Source organism: Mesorhizobium sp. BR1-1-16, from assembly GCF_020165495.1.
Taxonomy (GTDB): domain Bacteria; phylum Pseudomonadota; class Alphaproteobacteria; order Rhizobiales; family Kaistiaceae; genus Kaistia.
Genome location: NZ_JAIUIE010000001.1, coordinates 1203595 through 1222339, shown reverse-complemented (window position 1 = coordinate 1222339; position 18745 = coordinate 1203595). Strand labels below are relative to the sequence as shown.

At 64.5% G+C, this 18745-nt stretch carries 17 protein-coding genes; 9 read left to right on the top strand and 8 right to left on the bottom strand.

Annotation, left to right across the window (positions count from 1 at the left end):
• Positions 1-3: 3 nt before the first annotated feature.
• The 4 genes from LB518_RS05785 to tpiA all read right to left on the bottom strand — a co-directional run bounded on the left by LB518_RS05785 (position 4) and on the right by tpiA (position 3885).
• Positions 4-714, bottom strand: a complete 711-nt coding sequence (locus LB518_RS05785; protein WP_224574141.1) for a class I SAM-dependent methyltransferase — start codon at positions 712-714, stop codon at positions 4-6.
• A gap of 9 nt (positions 715-723) precedes the next feature.
• Complete coding sequence (pyrG, locus tag LB518_RS05780) at positions 724-2352, bottom strand: CTP synthase (protein ID WP_224574138.1); 1629 nt, start codon at positions 2350-2352, stop codon at positions 724-726.
• A gap of 174 nt (positions 2353-2526) precedes the next feature.
• Positions 2527-3000, bottom strand: a complete 474-nt coding sequence (gene secG, locus LB518_RS05775) for a preprotein translocase subunit SecG (protein WP_224574135.1) — start codon at positions 2998-3000, stop codon at positions 2527-2529.
• A 129-nt stretch (positions 3001-3129) separates the two neighbouring features.
• Positions 3130-3885, bottom strand: a complete 756-nt coding sequence (tpiA, locus tag LB518_RS05770) for a triose-phosphate isomerase (RefSeq protein ID WP_224574132.1) — start codon at positions 3883-3885, stop codon at positions 3130-3132.
• Positions 3886-4084: 199 nt separating this feature from the next.
• On the opposite strand from tpiA, the gene LB518_RS05765 reads away from it, so the two are divergent.
• The 9 genes from LB518_RS05765 to LB518_RS05725 all read left to right on the top strand — a co-directional run bounded on the left by LB518_RS05765 (position 4085) and on the right by LB518_RS05725 (position 12778).
• Entirely contained in the window at positions 4085-5971 is a 1887-nt protein-coding gene (locus LB518_RS05765; RefSeq protein WP_224574117.1) for a peptidylprolyl isomerase, read from the top strand.
• Positions 5972-6215: 244 nt separating this feature from the next.
• Positions 6216-7730, top strand: a complete 1515-nt coding sequence (gene trpE, locus LB518_RS05760; RefSeq protein WP_224574115.1) for an anthranilate synthase component I — start codon at positions 6216-6218, stop codon at positions 7728-7730.
• Between the two features lie 14 nt (positions 7731-7744).
• Positions 7745-8356 carry an anthranilate synthase component II gene (locus LB518_RS05755; protein ID WP_224574112.1) on the top strand — a complete coding sequence of 204 codons (612 nt, stop codon included), beginning with the start codon at positions 7745-7747 and terminating at the stop codon, positions 8354-8356.
• A gap of 10 nt (positions 8357-8366) precedes the next feature.
• Positions 8367-9380 (top strand): anthranilate phosphoribosyltransferase, encoded by a 1014-nt coding sequence (trpD, locus tag LB518_RS05750; protein WP_224574109.1) that lies wholly within the window; start codon positions 8367-8369, stop codon positions 9378-9380.
• Positions 9381-9384: 4 nt separating this feature from the next.
• Positions 9385-10182 carry an indole-3-glycerol phosphate synthase TrpC gene (trpC, locus tag LB518_RS05745; RefSeq protein WP_224574105.1) on the top strand — a complete coding sequence of 266 codons (798 nt, stop codon included), beginning with the start codon at positions 9385-9387 and terminating at the stop codon, positions 10180-10182.
• A gap of 2 nt (positions 10183-10184) precedes the next feature.
• Entirely contained in the window at positions 10185-10703 is a 519-nt protein-coding gene (locus tag LB518_RS05740; RefSeq protein WP_224574103.1) for a GNAT family N-acetyltransferase, read from the top strand.
• Complete coding sequence (gene moaC / locus LB518_RS05735) at positions 10700-11182, top strand: cyclic pyranopterin monophosphate synthase MoaC (RefSeq protein WP_224574099.1); 483 nt, start codon at positions 10700-10702, stop codon at positions 11180-11182. Before LB518_RS05740 ends, moaC begins: the two co-directional genes overlap by 4 nt.
• Complete coding sequence (locus LB518_RS05730) at positions 11179-12384, top strand: molybdopterin molybdotransferase MoeA (RefSeq protein ID WP_224574098.1); 1206 nt, start codon at positions 11179-11181, stop codon at positions 12382-12384. The genes moaC and LB518_RS05730 overlap by 4 nt, the downstream gene beginning before the upstream one ends.
• Before the next feature lie 157 nt (positions 12385-12541).
• On the top strand, positions 12542-12778 hold the full coding sequence (locus LB518_RS05725) for a hypothetical protein (RefSeq protein ID WP_224574096.1): 237 nt from the start codon (positions 12542-12544) through the stop codon (positions 12776-12778).
• Positions 12779-12874: 96 nt separating this feature from the next.
• On the opposite strand, the gene LB518_RS05720 is transcribed toward LB518_RS05725, so the two are convergent.
• From LB518_RS05720 to LB518_RS05705, 4 genes are all read right to left on the bottom strand, one after another.
• Positions 12875-13660, bottom strand: a complete 786-nt coding sequence (locus tag LB518_RS05720; RefSeq protein WP_224574092.1) for an endonuclease/exonuclease/phosphatase family protein — start codon at positions 13658-13660, stop codon at positions 12875-12877.
• 53 nt (positions 13661-13713) lie between these two features.
• A complete protein-coding gene (locus tag LB518_RS05715) occupies positions 13714-15009 on the bottom strand; it encodes an amidohydrolase family protein (protein WP_224574089.1) in 1296 nt (431 codons plus the stop codon).
• 85 nt (positions 15010-15094) lie between these two features.
• On the bottom strand, positions 15095-15538 hold the full coding sequence (locus LB518_RS05710; RefSeq protein WP_224574087.1) for a hypothetical protein: 444 nt from the start codon (positions 15536-15538) through the stop codon (positions 15095-15097).
• Between the two features lie 37 nt (positions 15539-15575).
• Positions 15576-18737 (bottom strand): efflux RND transporter permease subunit, encoded by a 3162-nt coding sequence (locus LB518_RS05705; protein WP_224574084.1) that lies wholly within the window; start codon positions 18735-18737, stop codon positions 15576-15578.
• Between the last annotated feature and the right edge of the window lie 8 nt (positions 18738-18745).

Here is an 18745-nt window from a genome sequence, read left to right as displayed (position 1 = left end):
GGTTCAGGCGGCTTTCTGCCATTCCATGATCAGGAAATAGGGCGCGCGCCGATAGCGCTGCGCTTGTGCGTCATCGGCGCCTGATGGTTCCGGCTCCGCGAAATGGCGGAGTTCGAAGCCGGCGCCGAGCAGGGCCTGCATATAGGTGCCGAGGGGGCGATGCCAGTTGACGATGCGCACGCCCTGCCAGGCGACCCACTGCGCGCGCTCGTCGAGATAATGGTCGATATAGAAGCGCCGTGATCCGTCGGGCTCCTTCGTCCATCCGGTCGGCGGCCCAGCCGTATTGAAGCTCTGCAGGTTGGCGATCAGGAAGGTCCCGCCCGGCCGCAAGACGCGGTGGACTTCACCGATCGCCGCATCGAGGCCGGGGATGTCGATCAGCGACAGATAGCTGACCGCGAGATCGAAGGCCGCCGTCTCCGCATCGAGCGCTTCGGCCCGCCCGACGCGATAGTCGCCCTTGGGATCACGCTTGCGGGCCTCGGCGACGAGCGCAAGCGTCGGATCGACACCGCATGTCCGGATGCCGCTTTCCCGCATCATGCGGCAGAAGCGGCCCTCGCCGCAGCCGATATCGATCGCCGTCGTGAAGCCGCGGCCCTCGACACGGGCCAGCATCGGCGCGTCGAGAACATGGCGACGCGACCAGTCGCCGTCATCGCCAAGGCCGTCGATCCAGGCCGCAGCCGATTCGTCCCAACCATCCGTCATTGCTTGGCCTCAGACGAGGCGCGACTGCTCCATGGCAGCCGCGATGAACGAAGCGAACAGTGGGTGTGGCGCGAGCGGCCGCGACTTCAGTTCGGGGTGATACTGGACGCCGATGAACCAGGGATGGTCAAGGAACTCGACTGTCTCCGGCAGGATGCCATCGGGCGACATGCCCGCGAAATGCATGCCGCAGCTCTCCAGGCGGTCCTTGTATTCGATATTGACCTCGTAGCGGTGGCGATGGCGCTCGGAAATCTCCGTTGCGCCATAGATGCCAGCGATCCGAGAACCGGGCTCCAGCACCGCGTCATAAGCGCCGAGCCGCATCGTGCCGCCGAGATCGCCCTTTGAGTGGCGCTTCTCGAGCATGTTGCCCTTCAGCCATTCCGTCATCAGGCCGACCACCGGTTCTTCGGTCGGGCCGAATTCGCTCGAGCTCGCATGCTCGATGCCGGCCAGGCTGCGGGCCGCTTCGATCACCGCCATCTGCATGCCGAAGCAGATGCCGAAATACGGCACCTTGCGGCGGCGGGCAAAGCCGGCAGCGTTGATCTTGCCTTCCGAGCCGCGCTCGCCGAATCCGCCCGGCACCAGGATGCCATTGACGCGCTCGAGATAGGGCGCCGGGTCTTCCTTCTCGAAGACCTCGCTCTCGATCCAGTCGATATTGACCTTCACGGTGTTGGCGATGCCGCCATGCTGCAGCGCTTCGATGAGCGACTTATAGGCATCCTTGAGGCCGGTATATTTGCCGACTACGGCGATGGTCACTTCACCTTCCGGATTGCGGAGCTTGTTGGTGAGGGCCTTCCAGTTGCCGAGATCGGGAGCCGGCGAGCCGTTGATCCCGAAGGCGGCGAGAACTTCGTTGTCGAGGCCTTCGGCATGATAGGCGGTAGGGACGTCGTAGATATGGGCGACGTCGAGCGCCTGGATGACCGCCGATTCGCGCACATTGCAGAACAGCGACAGCTTGCGCCGCTCTTCCTTCGGGATCGGGCGATCGCTGCGGCAGAGCAGGATGTCGGGCTGGATGCCGATCGAGCGCAGTTCCTTGACGGAATGCTGAGTCGGCTTGGTCTTCAGTTCGCCGGCGCTCGGGATGTAGGGCAGCAGCGTCAGGTGGATATAGACGACGTGATCGCGCGGCAGATCGTTACCGATCTGGCGGATCGCCTCGAGGAACGGCATCGCCTCGATATCGCCGACGGTACCGCCGATTTCGCAGAGCACGAAATCGACGTCCTCGTTGCCGGAGAGCACGAAGGTCTTGATCGCGTCGGTGACGTGCGGAATGACCTGCACCGTTCCGCCGAGATAGTCGCCGCGACGCTCCTTGGCGATGATCTCCTGGTAGATCTTTCCGGTCGTGACCGAATCGGCCTTCGAGGCCGGACGTCCGGTGAAGCGCTCGTAATGGCCAAGATCGAGATCCGTCTCGGCGCCGTCATCGGTCACGAAGACTTCGCCATGCTGATACGGGCTCATCGTGCCCGGATCGACATTGAGATAGGGATCAAGCTTCCTCAGGCGGACCTTGTAGCCCCGCGCCTGGAGCATGGCGCCGAGCGCCGCAGAGGCGATGCCTTTGCCCAGGGAGGAAACCACGCCGCCGGTGATGAATACGTACCGCGCCATGGGCTCTTACCTTAGCCTCCGATCCACCGATTCGCTTCGACAAAAGGTGTTGCAGCCGCGAAATGCGGCGGCCGCAAACACCATGAATGATCAAACGGGGCGAAATGGACGCCCCAAACGAAACGTCGCCGCGAAGGGCGGCGACGCCTCTGAATTCAGCCGTTCGGCACACGCCTAGTTGGTGCTGGGCACCGAAGGCGTTGCAGGCGCGGCCGGCGCCGTCGTAGCGGGCGCGGTCGTGGCAGGTGCCGATGCGGCAGGAGCCGTCGTGCCCGTTGCGGGCGCCGTCGTGGTACCGCCGGCAGCAGGCGCCGCCGAGCCGTCCTTGCGCGCCGGCAACTGGTCGAGAATGCCGCCCTGGCCGCCGGCAGGCGTCGTCGCTGGCGCGGACTGGCTCTGGATCCGGTCAAGGATCGAGGCCGGCCGGTCGCCGTAGCGGGTCAGCAGCGTCAGCGCGATCGACGTCAGGAAGAAGACGCCGGCGAGAATGGCCGTTGTCCGCGTCAGCACATTGGCCTGGCCGCGGGCACTCATGAAGCCGCCACCGCCGCCGATACCCAGCGCTCCGCCTTCGGAGCGCTGCAGCAAGACCACGGCGACGAGCGCGACGACCACCATGAGGTGGATCACGATGATGACTGTCTGCATCGATGACTCTGGTAGGAAGCTTCTGAAATCCGGCGCCTTGTACACGATCGACCGGGACGATGCCAGTGCCCGGCGACCCGGATATGGGAATGAGCGGTGCCAAGGCCAAGGCCTGGCCGCCGCTCGCCCTCATGCATAGGCAGCGGCGATGGCGAGAAAATCCGCCGCCTTAAGGCTCGCGCCGCCGACAAGCGCGCCGTCGACATTGTCGATGGCGAGGATTTCGGCCGCGTTCGCGGGTTTGACCGAACCGCCATAAAGGATGCGAATGCGCTCGCCTTCCCTGCCGAAGCGATGGTCGAGCCATTTGCGGATATGGGCGTGAACCTCGGCAATCTCGGCGTTGGTCGGCGTGCGGCCGGAGCCGATCGCCCAGACCGGCTCGTAAGCGAGCACGAGATTGGAGCCCGTCGCGCCGTGGGGGACGGACCCCGACAACTGGCTGTCGATCACGGCGATTGCCCGTCCGTCCATCCGCTCGGCTTCGGTCTCGCCAATGCACAGAATGGCGACGAGCCCGGCGCGGCGCGCGGCCTCGGCCTTGGCGCGCGCCTCGGCGTCGGTCTCGGCATAGATGGTGCGCCGCTCGGAATGGCCGACGATCACGAGGCCGCCGCCGCAATCGGCGATCATTTCCGCCGAGATGTCGCCGGTGAAGGCGCCGCTCTGCTGGGCGTTGCAATCCTGCGCGCCGATCCAGATCCGCGAGCCGAGCGCCGCGACGCAGAAGGTCTGGATGAGGGTCGCCGGCGGACAGACCGCCATCTGCACCTTCCAGCGCAGTTCCGGTCCATAGCCCTCGATCATGCGCCCCAATTCGGCGGCGGAGGCCTTGAGGCCGTTCATCTTCCAGTTGCCGACGACAAGCGGGGTGCGGAGGGCCATCGATCGATCCTGATTATCCGGCGAATATAACGGTGATGCTGTATGCGGCCACCTGACCATCCCGAGTCAAGAGGCCGTTTCGAGCGGCCGGATGGCCAAAATCGATCGATGACGGCTGCTATTGCTCCGGCGAGATCACCTTTCTATGATCGCGCGCCCCAGGCGGGGCCGTGCCGCCCCGCTCGCTCAGAGGATACCGATGCTCGATTCCATGCGTAAACACGCCTCCGGTCCGGTGGCGAAAGTCCTGATCGGTATTTTGATCATTTCGTTCGGCGTCTGGGGCATCGCCGGCGCGCTGAGCGGGATCGGCACCAATACGGTGGCGCAGGTCGGCAATTCGGAAATTTCCGTCGCTGCCTTTGATCGCGCCTATCGCCGCGAATTGCAGAGCGTCAGCCAGCAGGTCGGCACGCAGGTGACCCCCGACCAGGCGCGGGCCTTCGGCCTTCCGAATCAGGTCCTCGCCCGGCTGGTCACCGAAGCGGCGCTCGACGACCAGGCGGAGCGCCTCGCGCTCGGCGTGTCGCAGGATACGCTTGTGAAGGAAATTGCTGCGGATCCCTCGTTCAAGGGCCCGGCGGGAACGTTCGATCGCGCCTATTTCGTTCAGGTCCTGCGGGCGAACGGCCTCAATGAGGACGACTATGTGATGGAGCGCCGCAATGTCGAGCGGCGCAAGCAGATCGCCGACAGCATTTCGGGCGGTGCCACCATGCCGACCGTGCTGGCCGAGGCGCTGCACACCTACCAGACCGAGGCACGGACCATCCGCTACCTCGTCTTGCCGGCCTCGCTGATCACCGATGTCGGCGAGCCGACCGCAGAACAGCTCACCACCTTCTACAACGATCACAAGGCTGACTGGCGCCGGCCGGAGCTGCGCGAGATCGCGCTCCTCTCCGTGTCGCCGGAGGACGTCGCCCGGCCGTCCGACATCGACGATGCGGCGGCGCAGAAGGCTTATGACGCCGACAAGGCACAGTATTCAACGCCGGAAGCGCGTCACGTCTATCAGCTCATCTTCTCCGACCAGAGCACCGCCGAAGCGGCCGCTGCCAGCCTCAAGGGCGGCGCGACATTCGAAAGCGTCGTCGAGGGCGCTGGCAAGAAGCTCGTCGATACCGATCTCGGCGTGGTCACGCGGGACAAGCTGATCGATGCGAAAGTCGCGGACGCCGCCTTCGCGCTGCCTTCGGGCGGCACCAGCGACGTCGTCGTCGGCAGCTTTGGCCCGGTGCTGCTCAAGGTCACCGACATCACGCCGGCGACCGTGCAGCCCTTCGACAGCGTCAAGGCGGAGATCAAGAAAAACCTCGCGCTCTCCGCGGCCCGCAACGACATCGGCACTCTGCGCGACGCCATCGAGGACGCGCGCGCCGGCGGCTCGACGCTTCAGGAAATCGCCACCAAGAACAAGCTGGCCGTGAAGACGATTACCGTCGACCAGTCCGGCAACAGTGGTGATGGCACCCCGGTCGCCGACATCCCCACGAAGGACGCGCTGCTCAAGGCCGCTTTCGAAAGCGATGTCGGCATCGACAACCCCTATCTCAATAATGGCGATGGCGTCGTCTGGTATGCCGTGACGTCGATCGACCCGGCGCATGACCGGCCGCTCGAAGAGGTAAAGGACAAGGTCGCTGCCGCCTGGAAGCAGGCGACGATTGCCGAGCATCTCGTGGCGAAGGCCAAGGACACGGCAGCCCGGATTGCCAAGGGCGAAACGCTCGACGCGATCGCCGACCAGCTCAAGCTGACCGTCCAGACCGACGCCAACCAGACGCGCGGCAGCAAGCCGCCGGCCGATTTCTCGACCGATGCGCTGAAGGCAGCGTTTGCCGGACCGAAGGGGTATGCGACGGCTGTCGCCGGCGTTACGCCCGACCAGCAGATCGTGCTGCAGGTCGACGAAGTGACCGATACGCCGTTCGTCAAGGACGATACGACCCAGGCTTCCTTGACCAAACAGCTCGCCGATGCGATGCAGAATGACCTGCTGCAGCAATATATCGCCGAGCTGCAGAACGAGCTCGGCGCCAAGGTCAACCAGCAGGCGCTGCAGCGCGTCATCGGCGCGAGCTAAAGGGAAACGATGTCGTCTCTGTGCCCCCTCCTCCTGCCATCTTCGAGCCGCACGCAGCGGCCGGCGGCGGCTGGCTGCGGCAGGGGCGCCGGATCGGCTGCGCGGCGCTGGCATGGCGACGCGCGGTGGCATGCCGGGTGGCGATGGCGCTGATCGCCATGCCTGGCCATGCCGGGCTGACGCAACGCCGCCACAACCGCCGACATCCGGGCATTTCTGCCCGCCGAGACCCTGGACAGATATCATGCTGATCGAGCCGTCGCTTGAGACGATCGCGCGCAACTATTCCGCCGGCAAGGCGCAGGTCGCGTGGACCCGCCTTGTCGCCGACCTGGAGACGCCCGTCTCCGCCATGCTGAAGCTCTCCGCAGGCCGCGCCAACACCTTCCTGCTCGAATCGGTGGAAGGCGGCGCGGTGCGCGGACGCTATTCGATGATTGGCATCGAGCCCGACCTGCTCTTTCGGGCCCATGCCGACAAGGCCGAGATTGACCGGACCGTTGCGCCCGGGCGTGAAGCCTTCTTGCCAGCGGAAGGGCGCTCGCTGGATGTCCTCCGCGCGCTGATCGCCGAATCGCATATCGACCTGCCTGAGGAGTTGCCGCCGATGTCGGCCGGCATCTTCGGTTATCTCGGCTATGACATGGTTCGGCAAATGGAGGATCTCGGTCCGCCCAATCCCGACGCGCTCGGCCTGCCGGACGCGATCATGATGCGCCCCACGGTGATGGTCATTTTCGACGCCGTAAAGGACGAGATCACCATCGTGACGCCGATCCGCCCGGCGGACGGGGTTTCGGCGGAGGAGGCACATCGCCGAGCCGTCGATCGCCTGACCGATATCGTCGATACGCTGGAAGGGCCGCTGGCCCGCGTCGCGGGGGCCTCCGACGTCGATCTAGACGTGCCGGTCGTCTCGAACACGCCGCATGAGCGCTATCTCGAGATGGTCGCCAAGGCCAAGGAGTACATCGCAGCCGGCGACATCTTCCAGGTGGTGCTTTCGCAGCGCTTCGAAGCCCCGTTCAGCCTGCCGCCCTTCGCGCTTTATCGGGCGCTCCGGCGCACCAATCCCTCACCCTTCCTGTATTTCCTCGATTTCGGCGGCTTCGCCGTTGCTGGCTCCAGCCCCGAGATCCTCGTCCGCGTGCGCGGCGGCGAGGTCACCATCCGCCCGATCGCCGGCACGCGCCGCCGCGGCGCCACGCCCGAGCTCGACAAGGCTCTGGCCGCGGAGCTGCTCGCTGATCCGAAGGAACTGGCCGAGCATCTGATGCTGCTCGATCTCGGCCGCAACGATGTCGGCCGAGTCGCGGAAATCGGCTCGGTGAAGGTCACCGACAAGTTCTTCCTCGAATATTACAGCCAGGTGATGCACATCGTGTCGAATGTCGTGGGCCGCCTCGCCGCCCCTCACGACATGCTCGATGCGCTCGCCGCCGGCTTCCCCGCCGGCACGGTTTCCGGTGCGCCCAAGGTCCGCGCGATGCAGATCATCGACGAGCTCGAAGGCGAGAAACGCGGCATTTATGCCGGTTGCGTCGGCTATTTCTCGGCCGATGGCGCCATGGACACCTGCATCGTCCTGAGGACCTCGATCATCAAGGACGGCAAGATGTATGCGCAGGCCGGAGCCGGCATCGTCGCGGACTCGGTGCCCGAGAGCGAGCACCAGGAATGCATCGCCAAGGCACGGGCCCTCTTCCGTGCGGCCGAGGAAGCGGTAAAGTTCGCTTCCCAGGCCGGACGCGGGCAGTAGGCGGAGGAACGGCAATGGCATTTCTCGTCATCGATAACTATGACAGCTTCACCTACAATCTCGTCCATTATCTCGGCGAGCTCGGCGCGGAGCTGATGGTCCGCCGCAACGACAAGATCAGCGTCGACGAAGTGATGGCCCTCGATCCCGAGGGCATCGTGCTGTCGCCGGGCCCCTGCACGCCGAATGAGGCGGGCATCTGCCTCGACCTGATCGACCAGGCCGGCGCGACGATCCCGATCTTCGGCGTCTGCCTCGGCCATCAGGCCATCGGCCAGGCAATGGGCGGCGATGTCGTGCGCGCTCCCTCTCAGATGCACGGCAAGATCTCGACGATCAACCATACCGGCCGCAGCGTCTTTCGCGGCATCAACGGGCCGTTCCAGGCGACGCGTTATCATTCGCTGCAGGTTCGCCGCGAGACGATGCCGGACGTGCTGGAAATCACCGCCGAGTCCGAGGATGGCGTCGTGATGGGCGCCATGCACAAGACGCTGCCGATGCATGGCGTGCAGTTCCATCCGGAAAGCATCGCTTCCGAGCATGGCCACCGCATGCTGCAGAACTTCCTCGACATCGCCGGGGACTGGAACCGGCGGCATCGCCAGGCGCGGTCGGTGGCATGAGCGCGACACGATGAGCGATTTCAAGGCCTATATCGCAAAGGCCGCTTCCGGCAAGGCGCTCGACCGCGCCGAGGCCGAGGCGGCTTTCGACATCATCATGTCGGGCAACGCGACGCCCGCCCAGATCGGCGGCTTCCTGATGGCGCTGCGGGTTCGCGGCGAGACCGTGGATGAGATCGCCGGCGCTGTCGCGACGATGCGTTCGAAGATGTTGACCGTCGAGGCGCCCGAGGGCGCGATCGATGTCGTCGGCACGGGTGGCGACGGTTCGCATACGCTCAACATCTCGACCGCCTCGGCTTTCGTGGTGGCCGGAGCCGGCGTCCCAGTCGCGAAGCACGGCAATCGGGCGCTCTCATCGCGCTCGGGCGCTGCTGATGTCCTGATGGCGCTCGGCGTCAATGTGGATGTTCCGCCCGAGACGATCGCCACCGCGATTCGCGAGGCGGGCATCGGCTTCATGTTCGCGCCGGCCCATCATGCGGCGATGAAGCATGTCGGGCCAGCGCGCGTCGAGCTCGGCACGCGGACGATCTTCAACTTGCTGGGACCGCTTTCCAATCCGGCCGGCGTGCGGCGGCAGCTGGTCGGCGTCTTCGCCGCCGAATGGCTCGAGCCGCTCGCGGCCGTGCTCGCGGCGCTCGGATCGGAGCGCGCGTGGATCGTGCATGGTGCCGGCGGCGTCGATGAAATCACATCGACGGGACCGACCCGCGTCGCCGCGCTGGAAGACGGCCGGATCGAGACCTTCACCATCACGCCGGAAGAGGTGGGCCTGCCACTTTCCCCGCCCGAAGCGATCAAAGGCGGCGATGCAACCGAGAATGCAGCGGCTTTGCGCGCGCTGCTCGGCGGCGCGCCAGGGGCCTATCGCGATACGGTGCTGCTCAATGCAGGCGCGACGCTGATCGTCGCCGGCAAGGTGACGTCGCTGGTCGAGGGCGTCGCCCGCGCCGCGAACGCAATCGACACCGGGGCAGCGATGGCGCGGCTCGACAAGCTCGTAGCCGTTACGAACGGATGAGACGATGACCGACATCCTGAAGAAGATCGAGGCGACCAAGCGCGACGAGATCGCACTGGCCAAGGAGCGCATCCGCCCGAGCGAGATGGAGGCGCGCGCGATGGATGCGGCCCCGGCACGGGGCTTCGGCGACGCGATCCGCCGCAAGCTTGCCGATGGCAAGCCGGCGCTGATCGCCGAGATTAAGAAGGCGAGCCCATCCAAGGGCCTGATCCGGCCGGACTTCGATCCGCCGGCTCTCGCCAAAGCCTATCAGGACGGCGGCGCGGCCTGCCTGTCGGTGCTGACCGATACGCCGTGGTTCCAGGGCGCGCCTGACTACCTGATCGCTGCCCGCGACGCGGTCGATCTTCCCGCGCTCAGGAAGGACTTCATTTTCGAGCCCTACCAGGTGTTCGAATCGAAGGTTCTCGGCGCCGACTGCATCCTGATCATCATGGCCGCAATCCCCGAACAGATGGCGCGCGAGATCGAGGACGCTGCGGCAAGTGTCGGCCTCGACGTGCTGATCGAGGTGCATGACGAGGCAGAGCTGGAGCTTGCGCTTCGCCTTAATTCGTCGCTTATCGGCATCAACAACCGGAACCTCCGCACGTTCGAGACGACGCTCGAAACATCGGAGCGCCTGTCGCCGCGCGTGCCTGCCGACCGGATCATCGTCGGCGAGAGCGCAATCCATACGCCCGATGACATCGCCCGCCTGCGCGCCGTCAATATCCATACCTATCTCGTCGGAGAAAGCCTGATGCGGCAAGACGATGTCGCCGCCGCGACCTCGGCGCTGCTGACGCCGGCAACCTGATCATGACGGTGACGATTCGCGCCCTCCTTCCGGAGGAGGCATCCTGCCTTTCCGCGATCGAGCGCGACGCCGCCGAACGCTTTCGCGAAGTTGGCCTTGCGGCAATCGCCGATGATGTTCCGACGCCAGAGCCGTTCATTCGCGCGGTCGTCAATAAAGGCGTTGCGTTCGGAGCGGCGACGGAACGCGACGGGCTGGTCGGGTTCGTCCTTGCCGGCCTTCTCGACGATGCGCTTCACATCTACGAGCTTTCGGTGGCCTCGGCTTCGGGCCGCCGAGGCATCGGTAGCCGGCTGCTCGCTGAGATCGACATGGCCGCTCTCGCCCGCGGTCTTGGCGCCGTCACGCTTTCGACCTTCGTCGACGTGCCCTGGAACGCCCCCTTCTATGCGCGGCGAGGCTTCAAGCCCGTCGAAATAGAGGATTGGGGGCCTGCCTTTCACCTGCTGAATGGCGCGGAACACGCGGCCGGACTGCCGCTTGATCGCCGGGTCTTCATGCGCAAGGAGCTTGCCCGATGACAGCCCGCCTCACCCATCTCGATGATACCGGCGCGGCCCATATGGTCGATGTTTCGGAAAAGGCGGTGACGAGCCGCGTCGCGGTCGCGGAAGGCGCCGTCGAGATGCAGCACGAAACGCTGGCGCTCATCACGGCCGGCAATCTCGCCAAGGGCGACGTGTTCGCGACGGCGCGCATCGCCGGGATCATGGCGGCCAAGAAGACGCACGAACTCGTGCCGCTCTGTCACCCGATCATGCTCGCCAAAGTCACGATCGACATCGAGGTCGACGAGACGCTGCCGGGCCTTCGTGTCCGCGCGACCACCAAGGTCGCTGACAGAACGGGCGTCGAAATGGAGGCGCTGACAGCCGTTTCCGTCGCCTGTCTCACGATCTACGACATGGCCAAGGCGGCCGATCGGGGCATGGTGATCGGCCCCATCCGGCTTGTCGAGAAGCAGGGCGGGCGCTCCGGTCATTGGAAGGCGGAGCCTTGAAGGAACTTCTGCCCGTCGAGGAGGCCATCAGGCGTGTGCTCGACGGCATCGTTCCGCTCGAGGCCGAGGCCGTCGCGCTCTCTGCCGGCCTCGGCCGTGTGCTTGCAGCGCCGCTGGCCGCGCGCCGCTCGCAACCGCCGCGCGATGTCTCCGCTATGGATGGCTATGCCGTTCGCGCGGCGGACGTCGCTACCTTGCCCACCAAACTCGTCGTCATCGGCACGGCGCCTGCCGGGCACCCCTTCGCCGGTCTGATCGGTCCGGGCGAAACGGTCAGGATCTTCACCGGAGCAGTCGTTCCCGAAGGGGCAGATGCGATCCTGCTGCAGGAGGATGTCGAGCGGTTGTCGGAGGCTCGCATTGCTGCCCGCGAGATCGTCCGGCCCGGCCAGCATATCCGCAGGCGTGGTCTGGATTTCGAGGCAGGCGCAGAGTTGCTGCCCGCCGGACTGCGGCTCGACATGCGCCAGCTCGCCCTGGCGGCGGCGCTCGACCATGGCACACTGCCAGTCCGCCGGAAGCCGCTCGTCGCGATCATCGCCACCGGCGACGAACTTGTCCCGCCTGGCAGCGGCGCTGCGGAGGACAGCATCGTCGCCTCCAACAGCTATGGCATCGCCGGCCTTGTCCAATCGCTCGGCGGCGACGTGCGCGATCTCGGCATTGTTGCCGATGACAAGGAAAAGCTTGCCGCCGCGATCGATGCGGCAACGGGCGCGGATATCCTCGTGACGCTCGGCGGCGCCTCTGTCGGCGACCACGACTTCGCGCAGGAAGTGTTGACCGCGCGCGGCATGGAACTGGGCTTTTGGCGCATCGCCATGCGGCCCGGCAAGCCGCTGATCTACGGCCGGCTCGGCGCGATGCGCGTTCTCGGCCTCCCCGGCAATCCGGTTTCCAGCCTCGTCTGCTCGCTGCTGTTCCTGCGGCCGCTCGTCGAGGCGATGCTCGGGCTCGCGCCCGTCGAGCCCCTGGTCCGTGCCCGACTTGGCGGTCCTTTGCGCGCCAATGACAGTCGGCAGGACTATCTTCGCGCCAACATTGCCGTTGCCGCCGATGGCACGCGGATCGCGACACCTTTCGAACGGCAGGACAGTTCCATGCTGTCGACCTTCGCAAAGGCCGGTTGCCTCATCGTCCGGCCGCCGCATGCGCAGGCGGCTATCGCTGGCGATCCATGCGACGTCATCATCTTGCCTTGATTTGAATAAAAATTGTGCCTGCGCGTGAACTGTTAATAAAACATTCACTTTTAATGAGAACGCGCGTACTACTTCTGGACCACCCGTATCGGATCAAACGGAACGACTCCCGTACCGGAGCGTTCACTTCCGATGGTCGAATGCCGGGAGGGAGATCATGGAACGCATGCCGAATAAGGCTTCTGTCAGTCCGCGTAATCTCGGTATCGGATCAAGCCTGGCCGCCGGGGCATTGATGCTGTGCCATATGAACAGCTCAGGCCTGACTCGCTACGACAATCTGATTGCGGACCTGAACCGGCTCAATGCAACACCGCCGCCGTCGCGGCTGCCCCGCCGCAGCGACCGGCCGCAGCGTGTTCATTCACGCTGGGTAAGCTGGATCTATCGCTGATCAAGGTTGCCTGCTGGACGTTCCTCGGCGCCATCAAGGCGCCGGGAAGGTGATGTTGGTGCACCGGCAAAATCGCCGCAGTGACCGTTAGCTGGCTCACATCGTGCTGACGCGCTTTTTTGACCCATGGTCACGGGCGTCGTTGGCCCGGATATCGATATCGACGACAAGTGGAAGATGGTCCGAGGCAACGCGCGACAGCGGCGTGCGCACGACCTCGACATTTTCAACCTTCGCCCTCCCCCGCAGCCATACGTGGTCGATCCTCAGCGTCGGCATTCGCCCAGGAAATGTCGGCTTTGCCTTGCGGTCACCCCACTCCTTCTGGACGTCGGTAAACTGTGCCGCCAGCCGCCGATAAGGCGACAGGCCCGGCGGCGCGTTGAAATCTCCGACGAATACGACGGGATCGCGGCAATCGGGATGGCCGAGCCAATCGGGCCCAAGCAGCGTCGAAAGCTGAAGCATCTGCTCGTGCGGCCAGACGCCGAGATGCGTATTGACCACTTGCAGCGCGGCGCCGCCGACATCGATCGACGCCCAGAGCGCGCCGCGAGGCTCGACCTTGATGCGGTCATGAAAACCCGGCAATGGACCGGTCCGCACCATCGAGATGGGCAAGGCCGTCAGTATCGCATCGCCATAACGTTCGGGCCCAACATGGGTAGAGGCGTGAAAATGCGCTTCCATGCCGAGCAAGGACGCGAGCGTGCGCGCCTGATCGATGCTGCCGGTGCGCGGTCGTCCGACATCGATCTCCTGCAATGCGACAATATCGGGCTTGCAGCTCGCGATGACATGCGCCACCCGCTCCGGCGAATGCTGCTTGTCCGTGCCGATGCAGCTATGGACATTGTAGGAGAGAATGCGAAACCGGCTCATTGATTATCCTTGTTGCCGCCTTTGGCAATTCGCACAGGCCGGGCTCGTTCCCATCAATGGGTCGTCTTCGGCGCATAGGCGGCGGGATCGACGGCGGCCGGGCGGCCAGCGAGGTTGAGGGCGGCGGTGCGCGGCGGCGTCTCGGCAATCACCGTGCCGCGGCGGACGACCGTGAGGCGCGCGGCCCGCATGCGCACGGCCTCGATTGTATCGGCGGCCTGCAGAATGACGAAATCGGCATTGTTGCCCGGCGCCAGACCATAGCCTTCGAGCCCAAGGATCGCTGCCGGCACCGTCGTCACGGCCTCGAATGCCCAGCGGATGGCTTCGCGACTCGTCATCGGCGCGGCATGGACGGCCATGCTCGCGACATCCAGCATGTCGGCATGGCCGAGGCCGTACCACGGATCCATGCAGCAATCCTGACCGAGCGCCACGGGAATGCCAAGTGCCCGCATTTCGGCAATCCGCGTCAGGCCGCGGCGACGCGGATAGGTGTCGTGGCGGCCCTGCAATGTGATGTTGATCAAGGGGTTGGCGATCGCGGCGACGCCAGCCTCGCGCATCAGCGGCAACAGCTTCGAAACGTAATAGCTGTCCATCGAATGCATCGAGGTCAGATGCGAGCCGACCGCCCGCCCGCCAAGCCCGAGGCGATGAACTTCCGATACCAAAGTCTCGATATGGCGCGATAACGGATCGTCACTCTCGTCGCAGTGAACATCGATCATCAGCCCGCGCTTGGCCGCGATTTCGCAGAGTGCCTTCATCGAAGCAGCGCCATCGGCCATCGTACGCTCGAAATGCGGGATGCCACCGACGACGTCGACGCCCATGTCGAGCGCGCGCTCGAGATTGCGCGCGGCGGTGGGCGATCGATAGTAGCCGTCCTGCGGAAAAGCGACGAGCTGAAGGTCTAGATAGGGCTTCACCTTTTCCCGCACTTCGAGCAATGCCTCGACAGCGAGCAGGCGATCGTCGCAGACATCGACATGGCTGCGCACTGCCAACAGGCCCTGCGCGACCGCGAGGTCGCAATATTTCAACGCACGCTCGATCACCGCCTCATGTGTCAGCAGCGGCTTGAGCTCACCCCAGAGCGCGATCCCCTCGAGCAACGTGCCCGACTCGTTCATCCGCGGCAGGCCGAGCGACAAGGTCGCGTCCATATGAAAGTGGCAGTCGACGAATGGCGGCGTGACGAGATACCCCCGCGCGTCGAGGATTCGCCCAGCCTCTGCAGCAATGGACGGCTCGACCGCACTGATCTTGCCCTTGTCGACGGCAATATCGACGCCGGAGCGTCCGTCCGGAAGAGTTGCGTTCTTGACGATGAGATCGAATGCCATGCATGCCCCGACTGTGCTGATCCTGATATCCGATCAGGACCAGCGCGGCTTTGCAAGCATTGCCGCCTTCGCAGCGTCGTTGACGCTACTGCGGATTATACGGCGCCGTGGTGCCCGCATAGGCTCCGGCGAAGGCCGCACCGGCATCGGCACCGAGCGAGGCTGTCACCTCGCTGCCGACCTGTTCGGCCTCGGCCTTCGGCAGCGTCGCCGCTGCGGTCGCGAGGGCGGCCGCGAGCTGCGCCGCGTCGCTCGCGCCTAGCTTCGGATTGCCGCCGAGCTTCGGGTCGGTTTTGTACTTGCCGAGCATCCGGTCGATCATCGGCTTGCAGGAGGACTGGCACTCCTCGAGCGCTGCGAGGTCATCCTGAAAACCGAGCGCCGCCATGTCCGGCGTCGCGTTCATATCCAGCTTCTTTTCCATCTGCTGCATCTGCTGGTCGGTCGACTGAGCCAGGCCGTTGCCCGGCGCCGTGGAAACAATCAGCCCTGCCGTCGCTGCCAGCGTCGCTATTTTGAACTTCGACAACATCTTTCGCTCCCCCCTCGCGGTCATGCGCAAGCGCTCAATCGGCGGTCATGGCCGGCACGGTCGATGCGACGGCAGATTTCGGCCCCCGGCCCCGTTCTTCAAGACGCTGGAGCACCGTGAAGAAGGACGGCACGAACAGAACCGCGAGGCAGGTCGACGCCAGCATGCCGCTGACAACGGCGATGCCGATCGAAGCGCGCGAACTTGCGCCGGCGCCGGTCGCGAACACCAGCGGCAGCACACCGAGGATGAAGGCGAACGACGTCATCAGGATCGGGCGGAAGCGCAGCCGCGCCGCCTCGACCGCCGCCTCGGCAATCTCCATGCCCTCTGCTCGTTTCTCACGCGCATATTCGACGATCAGAATCGCGTTTTTCGCCGCGAGCGCAATGAGCAGGATGATGCCGATCTGCGTGTAGAGATTGTTCGCGAGGCCGAGCGAGGTCAGCGCGATCACCGTCCCAAGCAAGGCCAGCGGCACCGCGAGGATGACCGAAAGCGGCTGGATCCAGCTTTCGTACTGGCCGGCCAGCACGAAGTAGACCAGCACCACGGCCAGCGCGAAGACGAAATAGATGTCGTTGCCGACAATTTGCTCCTGGTACGACATCGCCGTCCAGGCATAGCCATAGCCCGGCGGCAGAGTCTGATCCGCGATCTGTCCCATAAGCTGCATCGCCTGGCCGGAGCTGAAGCCTGCTGCGGGACCGCCAACCAGCGTCGCGGCCGGATAGAGATTGTAGAGCGTGATCAGCGGCGGACCGTCGGTGTTGTCGAACGAGATCAGCGTGCCGAGCGGCACCATGTCGCCGGTCTTCGTCTTCACCTTGAGGTTCAGGATGTCCTTCGGATCGACGCGGCTCTCGGGCGAGGCCTGCACATAGACCTGGAAGACGTTATTGAACTTCGTGAATTGGTTGACATAGGTCGAGCCTAGATAGGCCTCGATGGTCGAGAACACCTGACCAACCGTGACCCCCAGCGTTTCCGCGAGGATGCGATTGATCTTGAGGGTGAACTGCGGCGTCGTGGCGCTGAAGCTCGAATTGACGCGCTGCAGGCCGGTCTGCGTCGCGGCATTGGTCTCCAGCTGGCCGACAGCTGATTGCAGCCTGTGGAAGTCGGAGCTGCCGTCCTTGACCAGGACTTCCATCGTAAAGCCGCCGGTGCTGCCGATACCCTGAATGGGGGGCGGCACGATCACGAAGGCGGTCGCGTCCGACATGTTGTTGAGGGACGCCGAGAGATTTTCGTAGATCGCGCGGAGGCCTTCGGCCTTGCCGCGAACCGACCAGTCCTTGAACATGACGTAGACAACGCCGGCATTGAACAAGGTCGCGGAATTGTCCAGCACCGATACGCCCGTAATGCCGATCGCATTGGCGACGCCGGGCGTCTTAAGCGCGATGCTCGTGGCTTCCTGGACGACACGATCGGTGCGCTGCAGCGAGGAGCCCTCAGGCAGTTGCACCGAAATAACGACATAGCCCTGATCTTCATTCGGCAGGAATGCCGTCGGAATGCGGCTCATGCCCCAGAAGGCGACGCCGACCAGGATTATGGCGACCAGCAGCATCAGGTAGCTGGCTTTGACCATATGACGGATCAGGCCTGCGTAGTGCCGCTCGCACCAGTCATAGACATGATTGAAGCCGCGGAAGAAGAAGTTCTTCTTCTCCGGCGCGATCGGCGGGCGAAGCCAGAGCGCGCACTGCGTCGGCTTCAGCGTCATGGCATTGATGGCGGAGATGAAGGCCGTTGCGGCGATCACGAGCGCGAACTGCTGATACATCTGCCCGGTGAGGCCCGGCAAAGCCGCGGAAGGCAGGAACACGGCCATCAGCACCAGCGTGATGCCGATGATCGGGCCGAACAGCTCGTTCATGGCCTTCACGGCCGCCTCGCGGCCGGTCATGCCGGCCTCCATATGGCGGGAAACGCCTTCCACGATCACGATCGCGTCGTCGACGACGATGCCGATCGCCAGGATGATGGCGAACAGAGTCGCGGTGTTGACCGTGAACCCGAGCGCGGCCATCGCGGCGAACGCACCGATGATCGTGACGGGAACGGTCGTCGCAGGCACCAGCATGGCGCGCCAATCCTGCAGGAACAGCAGGATGACGATGAGCACGAGGATCGCCGCCTCGATGAGCGTCTTGTAGACCTCGTCGATGGAAGCGGTCACGAATTTGGTGGTGTCGAACGGAATTTCGTATTTGAGGCCCGGCGGGAACGCCTTGGAGAGTTCCTGCATCTTGGCCGAGACGGCATCTGCAACGGCAAGCGCATTCGCGTCCGGCAGCTGGAAGATACCAATCGCAGCCGCCGGCGCATTGTTGAACGTCGCCGTATGGCTGTAGCTCTGCGAGCCGAGCTCGACGCGGCCGATATCGCGCACCCGCACGATCTGCCCGCCGTTCTGGTTGTTGACCTTGACGATGATGTTTTCGAAATCGGGCGCGTCGCTGAAGCGCCCGTCGACATTCACCGTATACTGGAAATTGAGGCCATCCGGCGCCGGGGGCATGCCGGTCATGCCGGCCGTGACTTCCTGGCTCTGCTGCTGGATCGCATTGACGACGTCATTCGGCGTCAGCCCGAACGACTGCAACTTGTCCGGATCCATCCAGATGCGCATGGCATAGGGCCCGGCGCCGAACACCGTGACATTGCCGACGCCTGGAATACGCGCCAGTTCGTTCTGGACGTTGATGACGCCGTAGTTCGACAGATAGAGCCCGTCATAGGTCTTATCCGGCGAAAACAGCGTGATGAACTGCAGGATCGCGGTCGATTTCTTCTGGACGTTGACGCCCTGGACCTGGACCGACTGCGGCAGCGAGGCGAGTGCGATCGAGACACGGTTCTGGACGAGGACCTGCGCCTCGTTGGGGTCTGTGCCGATGTCGAATGTGACGACGAGATTGTAAGTGCCGTCGCTGGCACTCGTCGACTGCATGTAAATCATGCCCTGAACGCCGTTGACCTGCTCTTCGATCGGCAGGGCGACGGTGTCCATCAGCGTGCGCGCGCTGGCGCCGGGATAGGATGTCGAGACCTGAATCGTCGGTGGCACGACATTGGGATATTGCGACACCGGCAGCGTGTAGAGCGCAACCGCGCCGAGCAGCACGATGACGAGCGCGAGGACGTTCGAAAGAACCGGCCGCTCGATGAAAAACTTTGAAAACATGAAAGCCG

Coding starts and splice junctions, on each gene's coding strand:
- LB518_RS05785 (WP_224574141.1), bottom strand. CDS start 714: ATGACGGATGGTTGGGACGAATCGGCTGCGGCCTGGATCGACGGCCTT.
- LB518_RS05755 (WP_224574112.1), top strand. CDS start 7,745: ATGGCATTTCTCGTCATCGATAACTATGACAGCTTCACCTACAATCTC.
- LB518_RS05765 (WP_224574117.1), top strand. CDS start 4,085: ATGCTCGATTCCATGCGTAAACACGCCTCCGGTCCGGTGGCGAAAGTC.
- secG (WP_224574135.1), bottom strand. CDS start 3,000: ATGCAGACAGTCATCATCGTGATCCACCTCATGGTGGTCGTCGCGCTC.
- LB518_RS05705 (WP_224574084.1), bottom strand. CDS start 18,737: ATGTTTTCAAAGTTTTTCATCGAGCGGCCGGTTCTTTCGAACGTCCTC.
- LB518_RS05740 (WP_224574103.1), top strand. CDS start 10,185: ATGACGGTGACGATTCGCGCCCTCCTTCCGGAGGAGGCATCCTGCCTT.
- trpD (WP_224574109.1), top strand. CDS start 8,367: ATGAGCGATTTCAAGGCCTATATCGCAAAGGCCGCTTCCGGCAAGGCG.
- tpiA (WP_224574132.1), bottom strand. CDS start 3,885: ATGGCCCTCCGCACCCCGCTTGTCGTCGGCAACTGGAAGATGAACGGC.
- trpE (WP_224574115.1), top strand. CDS start 6,216: ATGCTGATCGAGCCGTCGCTTGAGACGATCGCGCGCAACTATTCCGCC.
- LB518_RS05715 (WP_224574089.1), bottom strand. CDS start 15,009: ATGGCATTCGATCTCATCGTCAAGAACGCAACTCTTCCGGACGGACGC.
- pyrG (WP_224574138.1), bottom strand. CDS start 2,352: ATGGCGCGGTACGTATTCATCACCGGCGGCGTGGTTTCCTCCCTGGGC.
- LB518_RS05725 (WP_224574096.1), top strand. CDS start 12,542: ATGGAACGCATGCCGAATAAGGCTTCTGTCAGTCCGCGTAATCTCGGT.
- moaC (WP_224574099.1), top strand. CDS start 10,700: ATGACAGCCCGCCTCACCCATCTCGATGATACCGGCGCGGCCCATATG.
- LB518_RS05720 (WP_224574092.1), bottom strand. CDS start 13,660: ATGAGCCGGTTTCGCATTCTCTCCTACAATGTCCATAGCTGCATCGGC.
- trpC (WP_224574105.1), top strand. CDS start 9,385: ATGACCGACATCCTGAAGAAGATCGAGGCGACCAAGCGCGACGAGATC.